We start from the raw sequence: 19,529 nt of genomic DNA on the forward strand, positions 1-19,529 counted from the left end.
TATGTACAACGGTATTGGCAGTTGTCAGATAATCAACCTTAAGCCGGGAGTCAGTAGATCCATAATAAAGCTCCACAACTGTTAAATAAGTGCGATCTGATGATTTAAAACGATCATTAAAAAACACGTTTACTCGTTCTATGCCCAGGTGATTGCCCTGTTGGTAAGTAAGTAGTAACCCTGCAAGGAAACGTTCATAATCCATTTGTTACCTTGTTGGCCATTATCTGGAATGCCTACCGACTTGAACGGCCCCCAACGCCAACAGGGGCTGATGGTGGGCGCAAAACTGAACACACGTACCTGCACCTTTACATCTCCTGCCGGTTGGGCTGCGAAGCGTGCTTAGCGGCCTGTCTCCTGTCGCCCGTAAGCGACTCTCGAGGAGCGCACACAACCCATTATCCAATAAGAGTAAGTACAGAGCTCAACAACTGCTCGTATTCGGATCATAAACCCTATGGTGTTATCGAATGCCTCGGCTACGGAGCTCTGATTCAATAGCTTTGAAATTCTCTTCGTTTTTCTTCCCACCACCTGCCAGACCACCAAAAAAAAGGATCAAGAGTATTACCTTGAAAAATGAAGCGTGATGCATAACAGCCCAAAAAACAACGCCAACGAAACTGCCAATAACAAGGGCCCACATGACTCGCTGTTTCTTGATTTTGGCTTCTGAAGCTAGCAATTCATCTACGGTCAATTTTGAGTAATCAGTAGGTTTAGCCATGGTCATTTTTTATGATTGGTAGATGGGCGAATCACACAAAATGCAATACGTCCACTTTATCTTATTTGCTTAATCAAGGCGATTGGCTTATCAAATGAAACCCGCGCGAGAAAACAAAGTCAATCTTACGGTACGTTCACTGTGTCGCGCGTATGCTGAAGTATAAATGTAAAACGGCCAATAAGGTGTTCTCGTTGACTCCCAAACGTTTGCACTGGCAATTACTTTGGCTGGTTCACCCAACGTTCCAAAGGGTGTTGATGGTAAGCAAGTCACTCAAAAAAACGCACGTATCTACAACCTTTACACACCCGTTTCGTTGGGCAAAAAAACGTCGCATTCAGGAATGCTGCCTATCCGACGAGACTAGGTACTGCGGGGCGAAATACACTGTGATGCCTAAAAACTTAACTTATTTCGTCTAAGCAGATTTGGCTTTGTTGCACGGCTGAGGCTGTCTAAAAGCCCAATTTTGCCCTTAGACGGCCTATAGTGTACCATATCGCCACCACGAAGATGCAGCTATGCCGCCTTTTTTTGGAAAATAAGCGAGTTTATCCGTGCAACAAAGCCGACTGGAAGTAAAAACTACGCAGTCTAAAAGTGTCCCATGAGTAAGGATTGAGTCGGGTAAGGCTAACAAAGCCAAAGACCATTACTGAGTACCCGATTGCGACAACTCTCATCATAAAAGCAAAGACCCCGACTTTTGACAGAAGTCAGGGTCGATTTTCATATCGTGAGTAACATGATTTAGTCTGAAAAAAGAAAAAACATTACCTCCTGGGCAGTGTTAAACTGATTGAATATCAACGATTATGACAATAAACTACGTCCGGCGTGGCTCCGGTAAGCCCCTTCTCCTGATTCATGGCATTGGCAGCAGCCACCGCTCCTGGGATTTGATTATTGACGAACTGGCTGCCCACCGCGATGTAATTGCGGTCGATTTGCCTGGTTTCGGGGCTACACCCCCGTTGAGGGGCGAAACCTCTATCCGCACCCTTGCGGATGCCGTGACTAATTTTTTAGAGGATCATAATCTGCTCGGCACCGACGCGGTTGGCAGTTCAATGGGTGCACGGCTAGTACTCGAACTGGCCCGGCGGAGAGGTGTTTTGGGAGCCGTTGTCTCGCTTGATCCTGGCGGTTTCTGGGCTGGTTGGGAGGTGCCGTTTTTCTACCACTCTGTGCGGCTATCGGCGAAACTTGTCGACGCTTTGCAACCCGTTTTACCAGCCCTGACGGGTAACCCCATTAGTCGGTCGTTGCTGTTCATGCAGTTTTCGGCCCACCCCTGGACCATTCCCGCCCCGATTGCATTGCAGGAGTTACAAACATTTACGCCCACACCTGTTTTCAGCGAACTCCTCCACAATCTGGCTCATGGCGAGCCTCAAAAAGGGGCCGTGGCTGGGTCCATCCGGCATCCAGTAGTGATTGGCTGGGGTCGGCACGACCGGGTTTGCTTGCCGAATCAGTCGGAGCGGGCAATGGATTTGTTTCCCGATGCGGAGCTTCACTGGTTCGATCATTGCGGTCATTTTCCGCAGTTAGACGTTCCCGACGAGTGTACCCAACTGATTCTGGACGTGACCGACGGAATGTATCAGTCACAGCCAGAAAAATCTCAGGAGCAGACAGCTAGTCGGAAAACGAAACAGTCCGACACGGCTTTGCTCAACGCGGGTACTGCCGTTCTGGTAGCCATCAGTGTAGTTATGATTGTGCGGGCGTTTACTTAACTTAAATACATTACTTAATTTTTCTCTGTCGCAGCATCGAAACCTCGCAAACCAAACGCTGACGCTGACTGTCGGGACGTGCTTCCTGTCGCCCGCCAACCCGCCCACGCGGAGCGGCAACAACGCGCGAACCCGCTAAGATTAATCCGCTATTTATCCGTTTTAGCGTTAGCCGAGTTGAGAAAGTCAACTGTCGCATCAACGGCGGGCTGGGCTTTAGGACTGGCGGCTCCCCAATCGCCTGCTAAATGACCAACACCAGGTAAATCAATAAATTTAACAGGTACACCCGCTTTCGTCAGTTTTTCTGTCAGCAGAACGCCGTGCTGCCGGATTTCGTCGGTCTCGCTGGTTATAATCAGGGTGGGCGGATACTCACTCAACTTGTCGTTCAGAATGGGTGATACCAACGGATTGTTTGGGTCGGCTCCGTTCAGATACCAGTCCGTCACCAACCGGTACTCGTCGGCACCGGCTGCGGTTGGCCGCAAATCAACACCGGGGTTAATGTAAACCATTGATAACGGACGTTCCGGTCGACCTTCCTGCTGACGTTTAACTTGCAATGCCCCAATAAACACGCCCCCCGCGCTATCACCGATTAAACTGACTTTTTGCCGGTCACCGCCGATTCGTTCGGCGTTCTTCGTAATCCAGTTCCAGACGACGTAACTGTCGTTAATGGAAGCTGGAAACGGATGCTCAGGTGCCACGCGGTAGTCCACACAGACAACGATTGACCCGGTGCGGTTGCACAGAATTCGGGCCACGTTCACGTCTAACGCCCGCATGACGAAAGCCCCGCCGTGTACATTGTAAACGATGGGCAAATTGCGATTGGCACTGGGATAGTAGATCTGAATCTGAATTGAATCACTTCCCGACCAGACCTTACGGATTTCGGTCTTGAACACGTTGACAGGTGGAGTCTTCACTTGTTCGATTCCCCGGTTCAAAGCGCTCCGCACCTGTTCGATGGTAGGAGGGCCATTTTGGGCAAACAGCCTGAATGAATTAATCAGCAGAGTCAGTAAAAACAGAAGCTGAATGGGTGTCTGCATGGTAATGATTTTTGTACAATATGACTTATATGAAGTTAGCGCTGTCAACCGACGCTGCCTAACTGAACTTAATCTCTACGGCCCGCTTCTTGTCGCCCACGACTCAGAAATGCAAGCCAAAAACCTAACCTCTGAGACGCGCTGCCTGTCACCAAGATGCTGATTTGCAAGTACTTGATAAACGAGCACCCAACGACCTAGGGGGGGGTGAGTAAACAACTGCGATCAAGCGACTCGGCTGCACTTTTACGCCCCTGCCTGAGTTGGGCTGAAAACCCTGAACACCCGGCGAGCATTCTGTCAGCGGTGAACTTATCCACCCGGAGCCGGCAACAACATACGGTCCGAACTGCACATCCTCACGGACTTACAAAGGCCAATTCCCAGCCAAACTCACCTTATTTTTGGACTTGCCTAATGCCCGAATGCCCGCTGTCAGACGAAACCTTTTCGAGGCTGGCCTAACCCCCTAGTGCCTGTAGTCGCTCGTTATCTTATCAAAAGCCTGACCAACACTTGGCTGCCGATTGTCAAGCAACACCTACTAAACGTTCTATTAGTTCGGCCAATATCTAAATGCCTAATGTCGGTCGAACCCGCCCGGCAAGCATATTTTGAGTGAACAGTCAACACCCGTGAATTGACGTACGACAGTTATCGGTCTCGAATCGATTTTATACTGATTGATGTCGAGGTACAAATGTCTGTCCGAGTCTCAACTGCGATTTCATATCTAATCCAAACCTTGCGAGGGAATTTATTAAGATCATCAAACGGGGCTTTGATATCGTAAGTGGTGAATGGGTGACCGTCTGTTATGATTTTGAAGCCAGTGTCGCAACCGGTGAATGAATCAGCGTAGTACATTATAGTAGCTTCTGACTCTCTGGGTTGAATTTCTTGTCTACAACTCGCCAAGCCCCCCAGCAGGAAAAGAAAACACAGGATATGTTTCATGTTTTAACGTTTTTTAGTGTGGTTCTGATAAAAATGGAACCGACCACCCAACGCCGATGAGTGTTGATGGTGGGCGCACAAGTTTGAGCAAATAAACGTACACAAACCTTTACACCCTCGTTTGGTTGGGCTGCCCGGCTTCTCTAGGGACGAGCTGCATGTCACCCGAAACCAGACTCGTAAATGCATTATTAATTTTCGTGATCAGTACGTGCAAAAAGGATCAGTGATTTAGTGAGTTTAGGTATTTTATTATCGTATATATCTTCATAATCAATTTCAATAGTAAGCTGTCTTAATATTCCTCTAATTGTTTCCCTAGCGGTAACTTCTTCAGGTTTAGTAGTATCAATTGGCAGTTCAATGAGTTTACATATCTCACCGGCTTTAATCGTAAAATCTTTGTATCCAGTCCAGTACTCCTTATAATTCATATCACCCGGAAGTTTTTCAGGTAACCAATGGAAAATACAAGTTTTCACGTCAGTGTCGTTTTTGCAAACTCGAATATTTTTCACTATCCCAACCCCTGGTCCTTGATTTCTCAAATCAACTGTAATTCTATTTTCATAGTCCCACTGTCCAATGTGTAATATGGGTCTAACTGATTTTGTATTATGTATACGTTGTAAGTTGAACGTTTTATAGGTGAAGTAAGAACTAACGGCGGTTGCTAACATAGCAAGCAAAGCAACAATTCCTTCCCAATTCTCCTTTAAAAAAACCATTGAATGTTCTCAGTTATTTTTATTCTAACTACCTGTCTGAGTGTTTATTTTGTCGGCAGTAACCCGCCTAACGAATCTAAAAGTCACCTGACGTGCCGTGCTCGCTGTCGCACACAAGCCTACTATCATGTTATTGGCTTTTACTATGCACCCAACACCCATGAGGGTTGATGGTAAGCGCACATGCTGACATAAACAACCCGATTCCAACATTTACACCCTCATTTGGTTGGGCTGCAAAACTTTCTGCGGGGTAAGCATCCTGTCACAGGAAAGCTGCCTTGTTATTGCCATTCCATTAATAAACCGCGAAGATTTTTTTGTTCAACCTCTGCTTGAAAATTATGATTTACAAGACCTGGAAATTTAGATAGATAAACTGCCCACTGCAAAAACTTATATTTTTCTTTTGGATCTGGGATGCCTTCTAAATAGTTAATTTGATTTAAGCCATTGACTACTGTTCTCTTGTCACGTAAGTATCTTCCTAACTGATTGTCTTGGGGTGCTGGGGTGATTAGAAAATGTAGATTTATTTGTTTTTGATTTGGTTGAAGTTTAATCACCTGAGTGGCACCGCTACTTATTATTTTTTTCAAACTACGCCCTGTTGCATCACGTAAATGCAAACCTAGCCAACCTCCTGCTGATTTACCTGACAAACTTTTACTCGTTGGGCCACCGCTTGTTAAATAAACATCTGTTAACGTGGGATAGTCGTTAAACAAATTTAGTATATTGTTAAAGCAAATAGCGTTCAAGTCATTGTCTGCTCTACTAGTGCAATTATTATCAGTCCTTTGGGCTTTGCATAATATGTCAGTTATCCCAATTCTACTTTTTGATAACCAGTCTAATTTGGAATCTAAATTTAACAAATTCTGTCCAGTTACCTTAGTGATAATTTTCCAAAAAAGATTTACATCACTGTGGTAAAAGAAACCACTTGTTCGTTGTTCAGGAACAGGAAAAGTTCCAATAAATAATGCCACTGGGTCCTTAGGTATAAAGCCGAAATAGCCTGACTTTTTGTCGTCAATCCAAGTGTCCTTGTAAATTTCTTTTAAATTATCATCAAGGCTGGTAGTCCAACTCGTCAAAAATTGGTGCGTTTCAATCGGACAACTCATCGTATTTATTTGCGTTTAAAGATTGGTCGTTGATTATGATGTGTCTAGTGTCAGCCGAAACTTGGCAAACGAGCTAAATCATGCCTAACTGGGCGTTTCTCGTGTCGACCGAAACAACCTAACGAGTCACAAGCTGTCCTGCAGGGGGCGGCTCTCTTATCGCGCGGAAGACGGCAAATACTCACTACTTTTCTGGCAACACCCAACGCCCGAAAGGGCTGATGGTGAACAAGTTAGTATTCTGAAAATGAGTCGCTTGCACCTTTACACCCTTTCTCGGTTGGGCTGCAAAGTCTCCTTCGGGACGTGCGTCCTGTCACACGGAGGCTGCCCATGCGAAAATAATATTATCTTCTGCGCCCAACTATCGAAGCATATTGGTCTAAAAATTTAGGAATTTCGTACTGATTTGATGAATATATTTCGCCAACAGTTGTGGTAATAAAAGCCTGTATGTAAGCTCCTTCAGAAGCAATTTGCCTATAAAATTCTAATGCTTGCGGTTTAATCTCAAAAGTGATTGTGAAGGGCTGGCCGTACTCCAAACGCACTGGGAAAGGCTGATTCTCTCTATTAATCATAATGAAGCTATCAGCCCCTTCTGAACCAGGTATTGGTAATTTAGGGTTCGTTTGGAAATATGGCTGGTTAAAATACCTGTGCTCCTTAGTCAAATTAGTGACTGTAAGACTAAACATAGCATTTCGAGTAATACCACCCATTACAGTCTCACCAATTGCTGCCAATAGGGTGAAGTATAAGTTAGCACCAACAGTTGGGGGAGCTTCCAAATTTTGAGATTCTTTAATGTGGTCTAAAATACTGATTGGTAGCTTTTTTAACTCTTCTTGAAAATTGATAAGTAGAGTTCTTACCTCTTGCGGGTCATTAAGATTTATGGTGATGGTAGAATCGTTAACATCTTGAAAAACGAGGTTATTGTCTCCTGTTATCTGAGATTCGTTATTACGACTAAACATAAAACTATTTTAGAAATGTTTGAATCTGATCCCATCCAATGACAATGGCAGCTATTAGACTCAATATTGCTACAACTACGCCTATAATTGTCCAGTTCTTACCCGCGCCTTTTTGGTCAGAATTGACACCAACTTGGATTTTAGAACGGTTAACGTCCGTAAAGCTGGTGTTGTTGTCACCTTCGATTCTCGTTTTGTTAGTTTTCACTTTCTGGTAGTGTTGATTTTATAATGTGGAACGTATTCGTTTAAACTTACCTCACCAGGGCGGTTGGCTTGTCAGCCGCAACCCGCCCAACGAACAAAACTTAATCTCTGCGGCCTGCAACCTGTCGACCGAAACGCCGAAATGGAAGCACTACTCGGCCGGTTCACCCAACAAGTTAATGTACGCAAAACCGCGGAACTACTTCTGTCTGATAATCAGTGAGATCTAGTTCCGCGAATTTTTACAGCCAAACCATAGGTTCATCCGTTCTAGTCAAGTAAAGATATTGTTCGTCAAGTCTCCTGTTTGGGGAATCTGAATTGACTAAACGGTGTGTACCGTCAAACAGCCAGTTACGCAAGGCGAATGGGATCACACCCGCAAAGGGTAAGACACATATGAAAAAAGATTTTCAACGTTTTACACAAAGTATAATTTGTACAACGTTGAATTTTTGGGTACGTTTGTTCACTTCCCAGCGTGGCTGAATATCAAACTCCGGCTAGGACAGATTAGTCCTTACCGCAATCGATCCTCAATCCGACTTTTTCTTCATTATGGCGACCGACTTATTCGTAGCGCAGCAAGCCCAAACCCAGACGTCCGTAGCGGGAGTGATGGGAGAGACGCGTGTAACCGTGAGTCAGCTGATGCATCTGTTTGCGGCCTGGCTGGTAAAACTCGACGGGCGGAAACCCGGAAACTATCCCAGACTTGCCCGCCAGTTTGTGCAGTATTGCCTGGACAACCGGTTGCCGCTGGATGTCGGTAGCCTGCGTGTCTACGGGGCCGGTAAAAAAGGCAATCAGCTCTCACCCGTCCGGAAGTTTTTACTTTTTTACCAGATGCAGGGAAACCCGGTGGTCGTTGCCGATCCACCATCCGCAAAACGTATCCCGCCTGCGGCCAACGAACTGATTCTTGGGTATCTGGCCGAAGCGACTCATCTGCGGGGCGACAAGTCGAAGGAAAACTATACCCAGGCTTTGAATGCCTTTTTTCTTTACCTGACCGACGAGCGGTCTGCCGACCGACAGGCTACCTTCTCGGCCCAGACGGTTGGGCAGTACGTCAACCACTTGCGCGGCCGTGGGTTGTCAGCGTTTACGATCAACTTCTACCTCTCCACCATCAAGCAGTTGACCGAATGGGTCATCAAACACCGCACCCGGCTGGGGCTTACTCCCGATCAGGTCGATGGGTTGCGGGACGTTCAGGCCATCCGGGGGCTAGCTATCGAGCGGGGATTTTACAAAGACAGCCTGACCGAATCGGAGCGCGATCAGTTACTGGCCAGTATCGATGACCCTGCCGACCGTGCCATTGTCGCATTGCTGGTGCTCGAAGGCCTGCGAACCGTTGAAGTAACCCGGCTGACTATCGGCGATGTATTGTTTGATAAGGAGCAACTGCTCATACGAGGGAAAGGGAAAAACACCCGTAAAGCAATCAAGCTGTTTACCGCCTGCGCCGAAAGTCTGCGTCAGTACATACAGTCAGCATCCGGAACAGCACTCTCTGGATCCCGTTCTGCAGCGCTGTTCCCTGATCTGACAACGGCGCATATCCGGTATGTCGTCGACAAGCACCTGAAAGCCCTCGACCTGAAACGCCCTAATATGTCGGCTCATAGTTTACGCCATACCACGGGGCAGATCATGATCGACAAAGGGGTGGAGCCGATCTGGGTGCAACGTCACTTGCGCCATGAGTTATTCGAAACCACTCAGTTTTATATTAAGAAGCAAACTGAGCGTGACTACTTCGTGAAAATGCCTGACAACCCTTGAGCACCTGAACTGGATGTTGTCCGGTAACGACCCTGGCGGCTGTTCTAGATGGTCGACAGCTTTGCTCACCACTTGCGGCCGTTCTGAATGGGTTCTTCTCCGACTGCATAAAACATGGTGCTGTTGGGTGAAGTCTAGTCGGAATAGCCGTTCCAGCCATCTCTACTAAAGTTTTCCTAGTTATTTAGTTAGTAATCAGCACGATATCTTACAGAATTACAGATATTTGTTTTACTGCAGAAGTAAAATAAATATCTTTGCCCAATTACTAAATCACAATGCTATCGGACAGATCATAATGGGTAAAAAAGCAAGTACTTCGGACCATTTGTACACTGATTTGCTAAATTCTCTGCATGAACAGATTAGTAAAACGCCTTTGCTAACGCCTTCCCGCGAGCAGTGGGACATCGAAGGTAACTGGCAGGAATGTGGTGATATCCTGTTCATCGACAGTCAGTATATGCCCGATTTCGCCCCCTGGGCTGACTTTAGCGTAAAAACCCTAAAATTCATCAATTACAACCGGGCAGCCGTTCGGATGAGCTTTTTTACCAAACACAAATACTGGCTGAAAAAACCGCACGACCTAACTACCGAAGAGCGGGAAGCCTTCGTGACTGAACTGCTCAACAACCTGCTGCTGCAACAGAATATGCTGCGCAGCAAACTCGATGGGCGAGCCCCCCTACCCCGCGCCGAGGCCCGCCGGAAACTGGATGATCTCGGACTGGAAATGAACCACTGGCGGCAGGTGCTGAGCCGCATCGATGACTTCGACCTCGCCGTCTCGACTTACCAGCGGGGCTACGCTTATCTATACATCAACCTTAAGTTTCGGCTTCCCACCAGCGATTATGACAACACCACCGAGCACTTGCTAAACCACACCCGCGATCGGCTGGGCAACATCACCCAGCGAAAACAGAACATCGTGTTTGTCGATATGGGCGAGATTTTCCGGAGTCACCCGCTGCAACACAAGGAAATCGAAAACTACCTGAACCGGTTTCCGCTTAAGAGCTCTATCGGACCCAGACACCTGTACGCCCGCCCCCGGGCCGATCTGGCAGCGAACGAATCGTTTGGGCTGACAACGCCCGAACGGGATGCGGCCAAGGGCGACAACGGGCAACTGGCGCTCTTTTCTGACCTGTAAGCCCGTGGTTTTAAACTAAATTGGCAAAAATGCCATTATGGTCGTGTATATTTACACAGTAACGACTATGACCAACGCGATGCAGGCTCTTATCCCCGTAACGACACTCATCCGCCAGGCGCGGCAGGGCGTACTGCGCCGGCGCGTCGACGAAATTGCGCAGCTGGTTGGCCTTACCGATAAAGAGATGGCCCGCATTCTGAACATGTCGGTTCGGGGGCTGCACGGCAAGACCGATTCGGAACAACTGAGTCTGTCGGCCAGTGAGCGGCTGTTGCTGCTCGAGCGGCTCATTCAGCACGGACTGGCCGTATTCGACGGGCGGGTTGAGTTATTCAGCCGCTGGCTGCGTACGCCCCTGGCCGAACTCGCTTACCGCGAAGGTCCCGACGATACCGACGAACTGGCCGAGCCACCGTCGGTCCAGGCAATGGGGAGCTTTGCCGAACCCATTCCTGCCTACCAGCGGGCCGCACCAGTCGCTGGGCCGCGACCGATGGGTGTAGTGGTACCCCAGTCCCCGCTGGCCGTGCTCGATACGGTTTCGGGCTTTTCACTGGCCGACGACGTATTGGGCCGCATCGACTGGGGACTTATTGGCTAGCGCAGGCCTTTTGTCATACCCTGTCCCCTTCCGGCCGATCATCAGCAAACCATAGTACCGGCGAGCCCGGTCGGGCAGTCTCAGATAAGCTGTCCAACCGGGCTCGGCAGTGACCCATAAAGCAGTAGTTAGCTAGAACGAGTACCGCAGCGTAACACCGTACGTGCGGGGGTCGCCCAGCACGGCCCCATACTGACCGGCATTACCGGGAGCGGCCAGCAGCTGCTCGAAATAGTTCTGGTTGAACAGGTTACGGCTCCAGAGAAAGATCGACGTACCGTTCGAGGCCCGGAAACCAACCCGCGCGTTGACCAGTGTATAGCCGTCGATATTCAGATACTGCGAAGGCGATGCGCTCGAAGAAAACGACGAGCGGTAATACCCATCGGCGGCCAGGAAATAGCGACCATCCTGCGCCAAGAACTTACCCGACCGGCTGGTTTCGCCCCCCACCGACGCGGCCCATTTCGACACCCCCGGCAGGGCTCCTCCCGAGATATCCTTGAAGGCCTGTTCGCCACCGGTTTCTTCGAGCGGCACCGGCGCATTGGTAAACCGCACGTATTTGGCATCGGTATAGGCCACCGAGCCGTAGAGCGACAACGTATTGCTGAACCGCAGGCTTCCGTCTACCTCTACCCCCGACACCCGTACTTTTTCGGCGTTGGCCAGATACCCCCGGTTAACGCCCGGTTCCGGAGTTTGTACCTGGGTCTGGTAGTCTTTAATGTCGGAGTTGTGGAACACCACGTTCAGGGTTGTATTCGGCGTTGGGCGGGTTTTTACACCTACTTCGTAGTGTTGCAGGGCTTCGGGTTTCACCCGGGCCAGATCGATCAATACCTGTCCGTTGGCCGTTGGCAGGCCGGCAATGTTTATCCCAACCGGCTTGTAGCTCACCGAGTACGTACCGAAGGCATTGAGCCGTTCGCTGGCCTTATACTGGAGAGTCAGCTGGCCCGAAACATTGGTTTCGTCGACATCCGTGTCGAACGCCTGGTTGGTGTACACCTGGTTCTTGAGTGCCAGCAGGGCGGCATCGGTGGTTTGCAGGCCCCCGTAAGTTTCGCGTTTGTAATTGGCAATCTTCTTATCGTAGTTATAGCGCAGGCCCGGCAGCAGGTGCAGCTTCGAACTGATTGTCCAGTCGAGCTGGCCAAAGGCAGCTGCCGATGTGCTGCGGAGCCGGTTGGTGGTGCGGATACCAAAACCGTCGAACAGGCCGGGCGTTTTCCAGAGGGCACTGGTCGAACTCTGGGCAAAGCGCCACTGGGCCGCGCCCGCTTCTTCGGTCTGCACGGGATCCGACTGCAGATCCTGGTAGAGATAATACAGGCCTACCACCCCCGTCAGGCGTTCCGACAGGCTGCCAGCGTAGCGGATTTCCTGCGAGTACTGATTGTGTCTGGAGTTGGCCGCCGACACTGAGAAAACCGGCAGACCGATGTAATCGCGGTCGCTCGACGGGGCCCATTTCCAGTAGCGCCAGGCGGAGGTAGCCGTCAGCGTACCGCCCCCCAATTTAATATCGGCGTTGAGCGACGCCCCACCCAGCTGATTATTGGCTTTGGCCGGAGTATCCTGATCGATGATCCGGTCGAATGGGTTCGTGGTGGGCAACTTGTAGCCGAGGTCGGCAATAATCGCGTTGAACTGGCGGTAGGCCGCCCGTTTGGTGGTAACGACGCCCGCCACCACCTGCGCGTAGCCAACGGGTTTCTGATCGGTATAGTCGCCAGCCAGCGTTACCCTGATCCGATCGGTAGGCGTATACAGCAGCTGCCCGCGCAGACCCAGGTTGTTGAGCGAGTTGACCAGCTGATTGGTGCGGATATTGGTGATGGTCCCGTTTCGCTGCGTACCCGAAAACGATACCCGGGCCGCCAGTTTGCGGTTCAGCGGCCCCGTAATCGAGGCCTTGGCCTGCATGTAGTTGTAATTGCCATAACTCACCTCGAAGGTGGCGCCGGGGGCGAAGCTGGCACCCCGGGTGGTGATGTTGAAGGCACCGGCGGTGGTGTTTTTGCCAAACAGCGTTCCCTGCGGCCCCCGAAGCACCTCGATCTGTTCGATGTCCACAAAATCGAGCGCCGTTACAGCCGGGCGGGCGTAGTACACGCCATCGACATAAAAACCCACGCCCGGATCGATCCCGTCGTTGGTCAGCCCGAAAGTCGACCCCAGCCCCCGAATGTTCAGGGTCGTGTTGCGCGGATTCGACGAGTAGAGCTGTACGGATGGCACCAGCTCTTTCACGCGGTTCACGTTAAACGCCCCGGCATCTTCGACCAGCGGGCCCCGCAGCACCGAGATCGGGATGGGCACGTTCTGGGCCGGCTCCTGCCGCCGGCGCGAGGTAATCGTTACGTCGGCCAGCTGGCTGCTGGCTTCCTGCAGCTCCAGCTGCGTACTGTCGCGGCTCAGCACGGTTTCGAGCGTCTGGTAGCCCACGTAGGAAACCATAATGGTGAACGGCAGTTTCTGGCCGGTAATAAGTGTGAAAGCACCATTCTGGTTGGTTGCGGCCCCGTTGGTGGTGCCTTTGATGGTGACGGTTGCCCCGATCAGGTTGTTGCCGGTGCGGGCATCGACTACTTTGCCCGAGACAGTTGCATTGATAACGGGCGCATTCTGAGCACTCGACCAGCCGGGCAATACCAGCAGACTGGCCAGAAAAAAAACGGAAATGTACTTGATCATAACAGGTTGTATTGAGTAACGAATCCGACCGAACACATTGAACAGTCGGCCACTTTTTTGACACCCCCGGCCTCGTAGGTTCGGGGCCGGGTCAGGTCGTACCGACGCAGCAGCAGTACTACGTCTTTACTCCCTATACTGGATAGACTATTAGTACTTATAGTCTATTGATTTAGTAGTTTTATGCAAAGTAAGCCCTACGAAGCGCCCACTTCCAAGCATTTATTTATTTTTTTTGAGGCTGAACCAGCGGGTTGGTCAAAAAAGGACTAGATACGACCGAGGCAGACCGGCCATCCATTCAGGTTAGCGGCCGAAACCAGCCGGTACATTACAGCCTCGGCTAACGCTCCGCTCCGGCTGTGTCTGATCGAGCGGGTATCGTTTTGCCCGCTGCTACACTGGCTTTGCCGGAACGCTTATCGCTCCACAAACGGCCCAAACGCTTTACCCCGACAGCGGGTGGTTGTATGTTTGGGCTTTGAATCGGCTGAGCCTGCATGAACATTTATCGCATCAACAAAGCGCCCTACCATACCGACCCGCTGTCGGTGATTGGTAGTCAGCGCTACGGCGGCCGCTGGAACCCCAGGGGCACGGGCATTCTCTACACAGCCCGCTCGCCCGAACTGGCCCTGCTCGAAACCATTGTTCACTTGCCGCCCCTGACGCTGCCCGAACTGCCGCAGCTGTGGCTCAGCACCCTGCGCCTGCCCGACGAACCCAACCTGGTATTCTGGCTCGAACCCGACCGCCTGCCGCCATACTGGCAAACCGGCACCCTGGCCGAAACGGGGCTTATCCTGTCCGACTGGCTCCAGAACCCGTTTGCCCTGGCCGTTGCCGTTCCGTCGGCCATTCTCGACGAGGCTTACAATATCCTGCTTCACCCGGCCCATCCGGCTTTCAGCCGCGTGGAGGTCCTGGCGCAACGCCCCATTCCCCTCGACCGCCGGCTGGTGCGGGTTTAGGCCCGTCCGAGTCCCCGTTTTGTGTGGCAGAATCCCCGTTTTGACTAGGTCATCTGCCGGTCGCCTGCCGGACCTTTGTCGGACACAAACCAAAACAGGTTTCGACGACAACGTATGAACACGATCAAACAAGTACCCCTGGGCAGTCAGGGGCTAACGGTATCGGTACAGGGGCTGGGCTGCATGGGTATGACCAGCGGAGTAGGCGGCATGTCGGTTTATGGCGACGCCGATGAAGCCGAAAGCCTGGCTACCCTCCACCGGGCCATCGAACTGGGCGTTACCATGCTCGACACCGCCGATCTGTACGGTCCGCTGGTCAACGAGCAGCTGGTGGGGCGCGCCATTGCTGGTAAACGCCAGCAGGTGATGCTGGCCACCAAATTTGGGTTCGAGGTAAACGAGCAGGGCCAGTGGACAGGGCAATACAACGGCCGCCCCGCGTATGTCCGGTCCAGCATTGAGCGGTCGCTGCGCAACCTGCAGACCGATGTGGTCGACCTTTATTACCTCCACCGGATCGACCCTAACACCCCGGTCGAAGAAACGGTGGGCGCCATGAGCCGGCTCGTGGAAGAAGGGAAAGTGCGGTACATCGGTCTGTCGGAAGTATCGGTCGAGAGTCTGCAGCGGGCGCACGCCGTTCACCCGATCACGGCTGTCGAGACGGAGTATTCGCTCTTTGAGCGGACTGTCGAAGTAAACGGTGTGCTGGCGGCAACCCGCGCGCTGGGTATCGGCTTCGTGGCCTACTCCCCACTGGGACGCGGCTTTCTGTCGGGCGCCATCAAATCGCCCGATGATTTCGAGCCCAATGACTCCCGGCGCATTTTCCCGCGCTATCAGGGCGAGAACTTCTACAGGAACCTGGCGTTAGTAGAGAAGCTGAACGAGAAAGCCGCCCAGCTGGGCGTTACCTCGGCGCAGCTGGCACTGGCCTGGGTGCTTGCCAAAGGGGTAACGGCTATTCCGGGCACCAAACGGCGGACGTATCTCGAAGCCAACGTAGCCGCGTCGGCACTGGTGCTCAGCGATGCCGATCTGGCCGAGCTCGAAGCGGTGATGCCCGTGGGCAGTGCCGCCGGTGCCGCTTACCCGGAGGGCTTTTAAGTTTCGTTCCCTGACAACCCCGGTCGGGCGGACGTTACCCATCCGACCGGGAAAAACAACATACACCATGAAACAGGCTGCCAGTCCGCTGACGGTGCTCAACACCGTTACCGATTACACCCGGCTCTGTAGTCAGCCAGCCCCGGCCAACCCGCTACTGGCGCTGATCGATTTTGCCGACACGCGCCACAATGCGCGGCTGCCGAGTCAGTCATTTGTGCAGCAGTTCTACACGATCTGGCTCAAGAAAGGGCTGAAGGGACGGGTACCCTACGGCCACCAGTCGTACGATTTCAACGAGGGGGTGCTGGGTTTTCAGGCACCGGGACAAGTATTCTCAATCGACGAATCGCTGGACATTTCCGAACTAAGCGGCTGGATGCTGGTGGTCCATCCCGATCTGCTGGCCAGTTATCCGCTGGGAAAACAGATCACGACCTACGGCTTTTTTGGGTATGCCGTGCACGAAGCCCTGCATGTCTCAGCCGCCGAAGAAACCATGCTCAACCGGCTCATCGACGCGATACGGGTCGAGTACGAGCGCCCTATCGATGCGTTCAGCCAGGGGGTGCTGGTGGCCCAGCTGGATGTGCTGCTCAACTACGCCAACCGCTTTTACCACCGACAGTTTGTGACCCGGCGTATGCCCGGGAACGATCTGCTGACCCGCTTCGAGGCTCAGCTGGCCGCCTATATCGGCCACGAGGCCGCTCCGTCGGGGGGAACGCTGCCGACGGTGCAGCAGCTGGCCGATGCCCTGAACGTGTCGCCGGCTTACCTGAGCGATATGTTGCGTTCCCTGACGGGGCAGAACACCCAGCAGCATATTCATCAGGCGCTGATCGAAAAAGCCAAGCGGCTCCTGCGCACTACCACCCTGACGATCAACGAGACCGCTTACCTGCTCGGCTTCGATTACCCGCACTATTTCAGCCGGCTCTTCCGCAAAAAAACGGGGCAGTCGCCCGCGCAGTATCGCCTGTCTAAACCGTAATTGTTTACCTGGTCATGTCGCTTCCAGCCCCGAACAGCCGCGCCGACGGCATGGCTGGCATCGGTCTGGTCTGCCCCCGGCACCATACCGGGGGCAGACCAGACCGATGCCGGTGATGAGCCGTAGAGACAAGTAACATGAGCTCTGGAGGCAACAGGCGCACCCGGCAACGGCGCATCTTTGTACCATGAACAACCGGAAAACTATTAAACTGGGTCAGCAGGGGCCCATCGTGTCGAAGCTGGGGCTGGGGTGCATGCGCATGTCGTCAATCTGGGGCGGACCTACGCCCGACGAAGCTGAAAGCCTGGCTACCATTCGCGAAGCCCTGGACCGGGGCATTACCTTTTTAAACACGGGCGACTTTTACGGGGCGGGGCATAACGAACTGCTGATCGGCCGGGCTATCAAAGGCCGGCGCGACGACGCCTTCATCAGCGTGAAGTTTGGTGCCATCTTCCACAACGGGCAGCCCATCGGCATGGATCTACGCCCCGTCGCCATTAAAAACTTTGTCAATTATTCCCTGACCCGTCTGGGCATCGAGACGATCGACCTTTACCAGCCCAGCCGCATGGACAATAGCGTGCCGGTCGAAGACATCATCGGTACGGTTGCCGATCTGATTCGGGAAGGCAAAGTACGAACCATCGGCGTTTCCGAAATTACCGCCGACCAGCTGCGCACCGCTCACCGTATTCACCCCATCAGTGCGCTGGAAATGGGCTATTCGCTGGCCGATCGACAGATCGAACATGACCTGTTGCCGGCTGCCCGGGAACTGGGCATTACTGTTGTGGCCTTCGCCAACACAGCGGAAGGCTTACTGACCGGTGATCTGAAGGCCCCCCTGGCCTCTACTGACTACCGGGCTCATTTTTCCCGTTTTCAGGGCGACAACCTGACATATAATCTGGCGAAGGCAGCCGAACTGCAGGAAATGGCCCGCCAGAAAGGATGCACGCCAACGCAACTGGCGATTGCCTGGGTCGATCAGCAGGGCGATTGGGTGATGCCGCTGGTAAGCATGAGCCGCCGGTCGCGCCTGCCCGAAAACCTGGCCGCTATGGATATTACCCTGACGGCCGACGAGCTAACGGCATTAAATGCTACGTTTGCGCCAGGTGCCATACAGGGTGACACCTACCTAGCCCGCTAAATGACCAGTCCAGCCGAAATTCTGCCCGGGGTGCTATTCTACTCGTACCACGCTGCCGAGCGCCGGGAGAAAGCCTGCCTCTGGAACCACCATACCCTGATCCTGCAGGTATCGGGGGAGCTGGTACTGGAGACTGCGGAGCAAACCGTTGCGACTACGGGCGGGGAATTGCTGCTGATCAGGCGCAACCAGGTTGGTACGCTCACCAAAACACCGCCACCCGGCGGCATCTACGAAACGATTGTCATATCCCTGCAGGAAGAAACGCTGCGCCAGTTTGCCCTGGAAGAAGCAGTCGAAGCAGACCGTCCCTATGCAGGTTTACCGAATACGCTCATTCCTTCGAACGCGTTCCTGCAGGGCTATTTTCAATCGATTGTGCCCTATGCCCGCAACGCCGGCGCAAGCCCGACCAACGATATGGGCATTCTGAAACTAAAGGAGGGGGTCAAGTTACTCCTCCTTGCCCGGCCTGAACTGCGTAATCTGTTCTTTGACTTCTCCGATCCCGGCAAGATCGACCTCGAACGGTTCATGCTCATCAATTTCCGCTTCAATGTTCCCGTCGAGAAATTCGCTCAGCTTACCGGCCGCAGTCTGGCTGCGTTCAAACGTGATTTTCTGAAAACATTCGGCACTTCGCCCCGCCACTGGCTGCAGGACAAACGCCTGACAGAAGCCCGGTATCTCATCGAAACCAAACACCAGAAGCCCTCTGCTATTTACCTGGGTCTGGGGTTTGAAAGCATCTCGCACTTTTCGTCTTCGTTCAAAAAGAAGTTTGGCGTGGCGCCAACCGCCTTGCCAACCACGCTCTGAATCAGCCAATTATAAGTAGACTCGGGATCGACAGGCTGGTCGGGTACCCGTATCGCTGTTAAAAGCTGTCGTGCACCAGCCGGCGGGAGTCATTTTGCCGAACGCCTGAGCGCCAGCGTCAGGCAGCGCCAGCCGTTGGGTGACCGGTTCGACACTAATTCAGTGTTTGATCACGTGCGTATCGCGTACACTGCTAAACGTCAGGGCCAGCAACGTCCAGTTGTTCCGGCGTTTCTGAAAGGTCTCGGTCACCGTAAACTCCGTTTTTACCTCAGCCCCCCGAACAATGGCCACCAGCGTAATGCGACTCCACACCAGCCCGGTGTTGCCGAAAAGCTCGACGGCGACATCGTGTACGGTGGCCTGCTTGTACCAGATGCTTCCCGTTTTAATGATGTCGAGTTCTTCGGCTTTTTTCCAGGTGCCGCTCATGTGAACGAACCTGGCTTTGTCATCGAAAAGGACCGCCAGTTTATCCACGTTTTTATCGGCCATCCATTGCCACTTTTGCGCCGATACATCGATCAGGGTCTGCTCAGACCGGCTGTGCGTAGCCGTCGTAGCGGCAGGCATCGTCTGCGCTACAGCCGAGAGGCTAAACAGGCAGCACAGCAATAAAGCAAGCAGTAACGTTTTCATCGGTATCCTGTTTTTTGTAAAAAAATTGGTTTTGGTTATAGGCCT

Annotated in this window: 17 protein-coding genes; 9 read left to right on the forward strand and 8 right to left on the reverse strand. The window is 52.3% G+C overall.

Translation table 11 applies throughout. From position 1 onward, the window contains the following. Positions 1-466: 466 nt before the first annotated feature. Entirely contained in the window at positions 467-730 is a 264-nt protein-coding gene (locus ACYVAC_RS17980) for a hypothetical protein (protein ID WP_461099156.1), read from the reverse strand. Between the two features lie 818 nt (positions 731-1,548). On the opposite strand from ACYVAC_RS17980, the gene ACYVAC_RS17985 reads away from it, so the two are divergent. Then, entirely contained in the window at positions 1,549-2,475 is a 927-nt protein-coding gene (locus ACYVAC_RS17985) for an alpha/beta fold hydrolase (protein ID WP_461099157.1), read from the forward strand. Positions 2,476-2,624: 149 nt separating this feature from the next. Here the strand turns inward: ACYVAC_RS17985 and ACYVAC_RS17990 are convergent, their stop codons facing one another. From ACYVAC_RS17990 to ACYVAC_RS18010, 5 genes are all read right to left on the reverse strand, one after another. Further along, positions 2,625-3,536 (reverse strand): alpha/beta hydrolase, encoded by a 912-nt coding sequence (locus tag ACYVAC_RS17990; protein ID WP_461099158.1) that lies wholly within the window; start codon positions 3,534-3,536, stop codon positions 2,625-2,627. Between the two features lie 1,148 nt (positions 3,537-4,684). After that, complete coding sequence (locus ACYVAC_RS17995; protein WP_461099159.1) at positions 4,685-5,221, reverse strand: hypothetical protein; 537 nt, start codon at positions 5,219-5,221, stop codon at positions 4,685-4,687. Between the two features lie 284 nt (positions 5,222-5,505). Next, the gene (locus ACYVAC_RS18000) at positions 5,506-6,351 is read right to left on the reverse strand and encodes a uracil-DNA glycosylase family protein (RefSeq protein WP_461099160.1); all 846 of its coding nucleotides are present in this window, start codon (positions 6,349-6,351) and stop codon (positions 5,506-5,508) included. 347 nt (positions 6,352-6,698) lie between these two features. Beyond that, the gene (locus ACYVAC_RS18005) at positions 6,699-7,331 is read right to left on the reverse strand and encodes a hypothetical protein (RefSeq protein WP_461099161.1); all 633 of its coding nucleotides are present in this window, start codon (positions 7,329-7,331) and stop codon (positions 6,699-6,701) included. A gap of 4 nt (positions 7,332-7,335) precedes the next feature. After that, positions 7,336-7,539: a hypothetical protein gene (locus ACYVAC_RS18010; protein ID WP_461099162.1), complete on the reverse strand. Its 204-nt coding sequence runs from the start codon at positions 7,537-7,539 to the stop codon at positions 7,336-7,338. A 557-nt stretch (positions 7,540-8,096) separates the two neighbouring features. Between ACYVAC_RS18010 and ACYVAC_RS18015 the strand changes: the two genes are divergently transcribed. The 3 genes from ACYVAC_RS18015 (at position 8,097) to ACYVAC_RS18025 (ending at position 11,092) form a co-directional block, all read left to right on the forward strand. Beyond that, entirely contained in the window at positions 8,097-9,329 is a 1,233-nt protein-coding gene (locus tag ACYVAC_RS18015; protein ID WP_461099163.1) for a tyrosine-type recombinase/integrase, read from the forward strand. 379 nt (positions 9,330-9,708) lie between these two features. Next, positions 9,709-10,488, forward strand: a complete 780-nt coding sequence (locus tag ACYVAC_RS18020) for a hypothetical protein (protein WP_461099164.1) — start codon at positions 9,709-9,711, stop codon at positions 10,486-10,488. Positions 10,489-10,555: 67 nt separating this feature from the next. After that, positions 10,556-11,092, forward strand: coding sequence for an antitoxin Xre-like helix-turn-helix domain-containing protein (locus tag ACYVAC_RS18025; RefSeq protein WP_461099165.1), 537 nt, complete (start codon positions 10,556-10,558; stop codon positions 11,090-11,092). Positions 11,093-11,224: 132 nt separating this feature from the next. Here the strand turns inward: ACYVAC_RS18025 and ACYVAC_RS18030 are convergent, their stop codons facing one another. Beyond that, positions 11,225-13,792, reverse strand: a complete 2,568-nt coding sequence (locus ACYVAC_RS18030) for a TonB-dependent receptor (protein ID WP_461099166.1) — start codon at positions 13,790-13,792, stop codon at positions 11,225-11,227. Positions 13,793-14,292: 500 nt separating this feature from the next. Here ACYVAC_RS18030 and ACYVAC_RS18035 point away from each other — a divergent pair, with 500 nt between their 5' ends. From ACYVAC_RS18035 to ACYVAC_RS18055, 5 genes are all read left to right on the forward strand, one after another. After that, complete coding sequence (locus tag ACYVAC_RS18035; RefSeq protein ID WP_461099167.1) at positions 14,293-14,763, forward strand: RES family NAD+ phosphorylase; 471 nt, start codon at positions 14,293-14,295, stop codon at positions 14,761-14,763. A gap of 114 nt (positions 14,764-14,877) precedes the next feature. Continuing rightward, positions 14,878-15,873 (forward strand): aldo/keto reductase, encoded by a 996-nt coding sequence (locus tag ACYVAC_RS18040; protein WP_461099168.1) that lies wholly within the window; start codon positions 14,878-14,880, stop codon positions 15,871-15,873. 67 nt (positions 15,874-15,940) lie between these two features. Beyond that, positions 15,941-16,867, forward strand: a complete 927-nt coding sequence (locus ACYVAC_RS18045; RefSeq protein ID WP_461099169.1) for a helix-turn-helix domain-containing protein — start codon at positions 15,941-15,943, stop codon at positions 16,865-16,867. Positions 16,868-17,054: 187 nt separating this feature from the next. Further along, positions 17,055-18,026 (forward strand): aldo/keto reductase, encoded by a 972-nt coding sequence (locus ACYVAC_RS18050; protein WP_461099170.1) that lies wholly within the window; start codon positions 17,055-17,057, stop codon positions 18,024-18,026. After that, positions 18,027-18,845 carry a helix-turn-helix domain-containing protein gene (locus tag ACYVAC_RS18055; protein WP_461099171.1) on the forward strand — a complete coding sequence of 273 codons (819 nt, stop codon included), beginning with the start codon at positions 18,027-18,029 and terminating at the stop codon, positions 18,843-18,845. A gap of 159 nt (positions 18,846-19,004) precedes the next feature. Here ACYVAC_RS18055 and ACYVAC_RS18060 read toward each other — a convergent pair whose 3' ends face one another. After that, positions 19,005-19,484: a nuclear transport factor 2 family protein gene (locus tag ACYVAC_RS18060; RefSeq protein ID WP_461099172.1), complete on the reverse strand. Its 480-nt coding sequence runs from the start codon at positions 19,482-19,484 to the stop codon at positions 19,005-19,007. Positions 19,485-19,529: the final 45 nt, after the last annotated feature.

The sequence above is a fragment of the Spirosoma luteolum genome (genome assembly GCF_054778875.1).

What these genes read in the sequence shown, in the direction of transcription:
- ACYVAC_RS18045 (WP_461099169.1), top strand. Translation starts at nt 15,941, where the DNA reads ATGAAACAGGCTGCCAGTCCGCTGACGGTGCTCAACACCGTTACCGAT.
- ACYVAC_RS18035 (WP_461099167.1), top strand. Translation starts at nt 14,293, where the DNA reads ATGAACATTTATCGCATCAACAAAGCGCCCTACCATACCGACCCGCTG.
- ACYVAC_RS17990 (WP_461099158.1), bottom strand. Translation starts at nt 3,536, where the DNA reads ATGCAGACACCCATTCAGCTTCTGTTTTTACTGACTCTGCTGATTAAT.
- ACYVAC_RS17980 (WP_461099156.1), bottom strand. Translation starts at nt 730, where the DNA reads ATGGCTAAACCTACTGATTACTCAAAATTGACCGTAGATGAATTGCTA.
- ACYVAC_RS18030 (WP_461099166.1), bottom strand. Translation starts at nt 13,792, where the DNA reads ATGATCAAGTACATTTCCGTTTTTTTTCTGGCCAGTCTGCTGGTATTG.
- ACYVAC_RS17995 (WP_461099159.1), bottom strand. Translation starts at nt 5,221, where the DNA reads ATGGTTTTTTTAAAGGAGAATTGGGAAGGAATTGTTGCTTTGCTTGCT.
- ACYVAC_RS18005 (WP_461099161.1), bottom strand. Translation starts at nt 7,331, where the DNA reads ATGTTTAGTCGTAATAACGAATCTCAGATAACAGGAGACAATAACCTC.
- ACYVAC_RS18000 (WP_461099160.1), bottom strand. Translation starts at nt 6,351, where the DNA reads ATGAGTTGTCCGATTGAAACGCACCAATTTTTGACGAGTTGGACTACC.
- ACYVAC_RS18040 (WP_461099168.1), top strand. Translation starts at nt 14,878, where the DNA reads ATGAACACGATCAAACAAGTACCCCTGGGCAGTCAGGGGCTAACGGTA.
- ACYVAC_RS18060 (WP_461099172.1), bottom strand. Translation starts at nt 19,484, where the DNA reads ATGAAAACGTTACTGCTTGCTTTATTGCTGTGCTGCCTGTTTAGCCTC.
- ACYVAC_RS18015 (WP_461099163.1), top strand. Translation starts at nt 8,097, where the DNA reads ATGGCGACCGACTTATTCGTAGCGCAGCAAGCCCAAACCCAGACGTCC.
- ACYVAC_RS18055 (WP_461099171.1), top strand. Translation starts at nt 18,027, where the DNA reads ATGACCAGTCCAGCCGAAATTCTGCCCGGGGTGCTATTCTACTCGTAC.
- ACYVAC_RS17985 (WP_461099157.1), top strand. Translation starts at nt 1,549, where the DNA reads ATGACAATAAACTACGTCCGGCGTGGCTCCGGTAAGCCCCTTCTCCTG.
- ACYVAC_RS18025 (WP_461099165.1), top strand. Translation starts at nt 10,556, where the DNA reads ATGACCAACGCGATGCAGGCTCTTATCCCCGTAACGACACTCATCCGC.
- ACYVAC_RS18050 (WP_461099170.1), top strand. Translation starts at nt 17,055, where the DNA reads ATGAACAACCGGAAAACTATTAAACTGGGTCAGCAGGGGCCCATCGTG.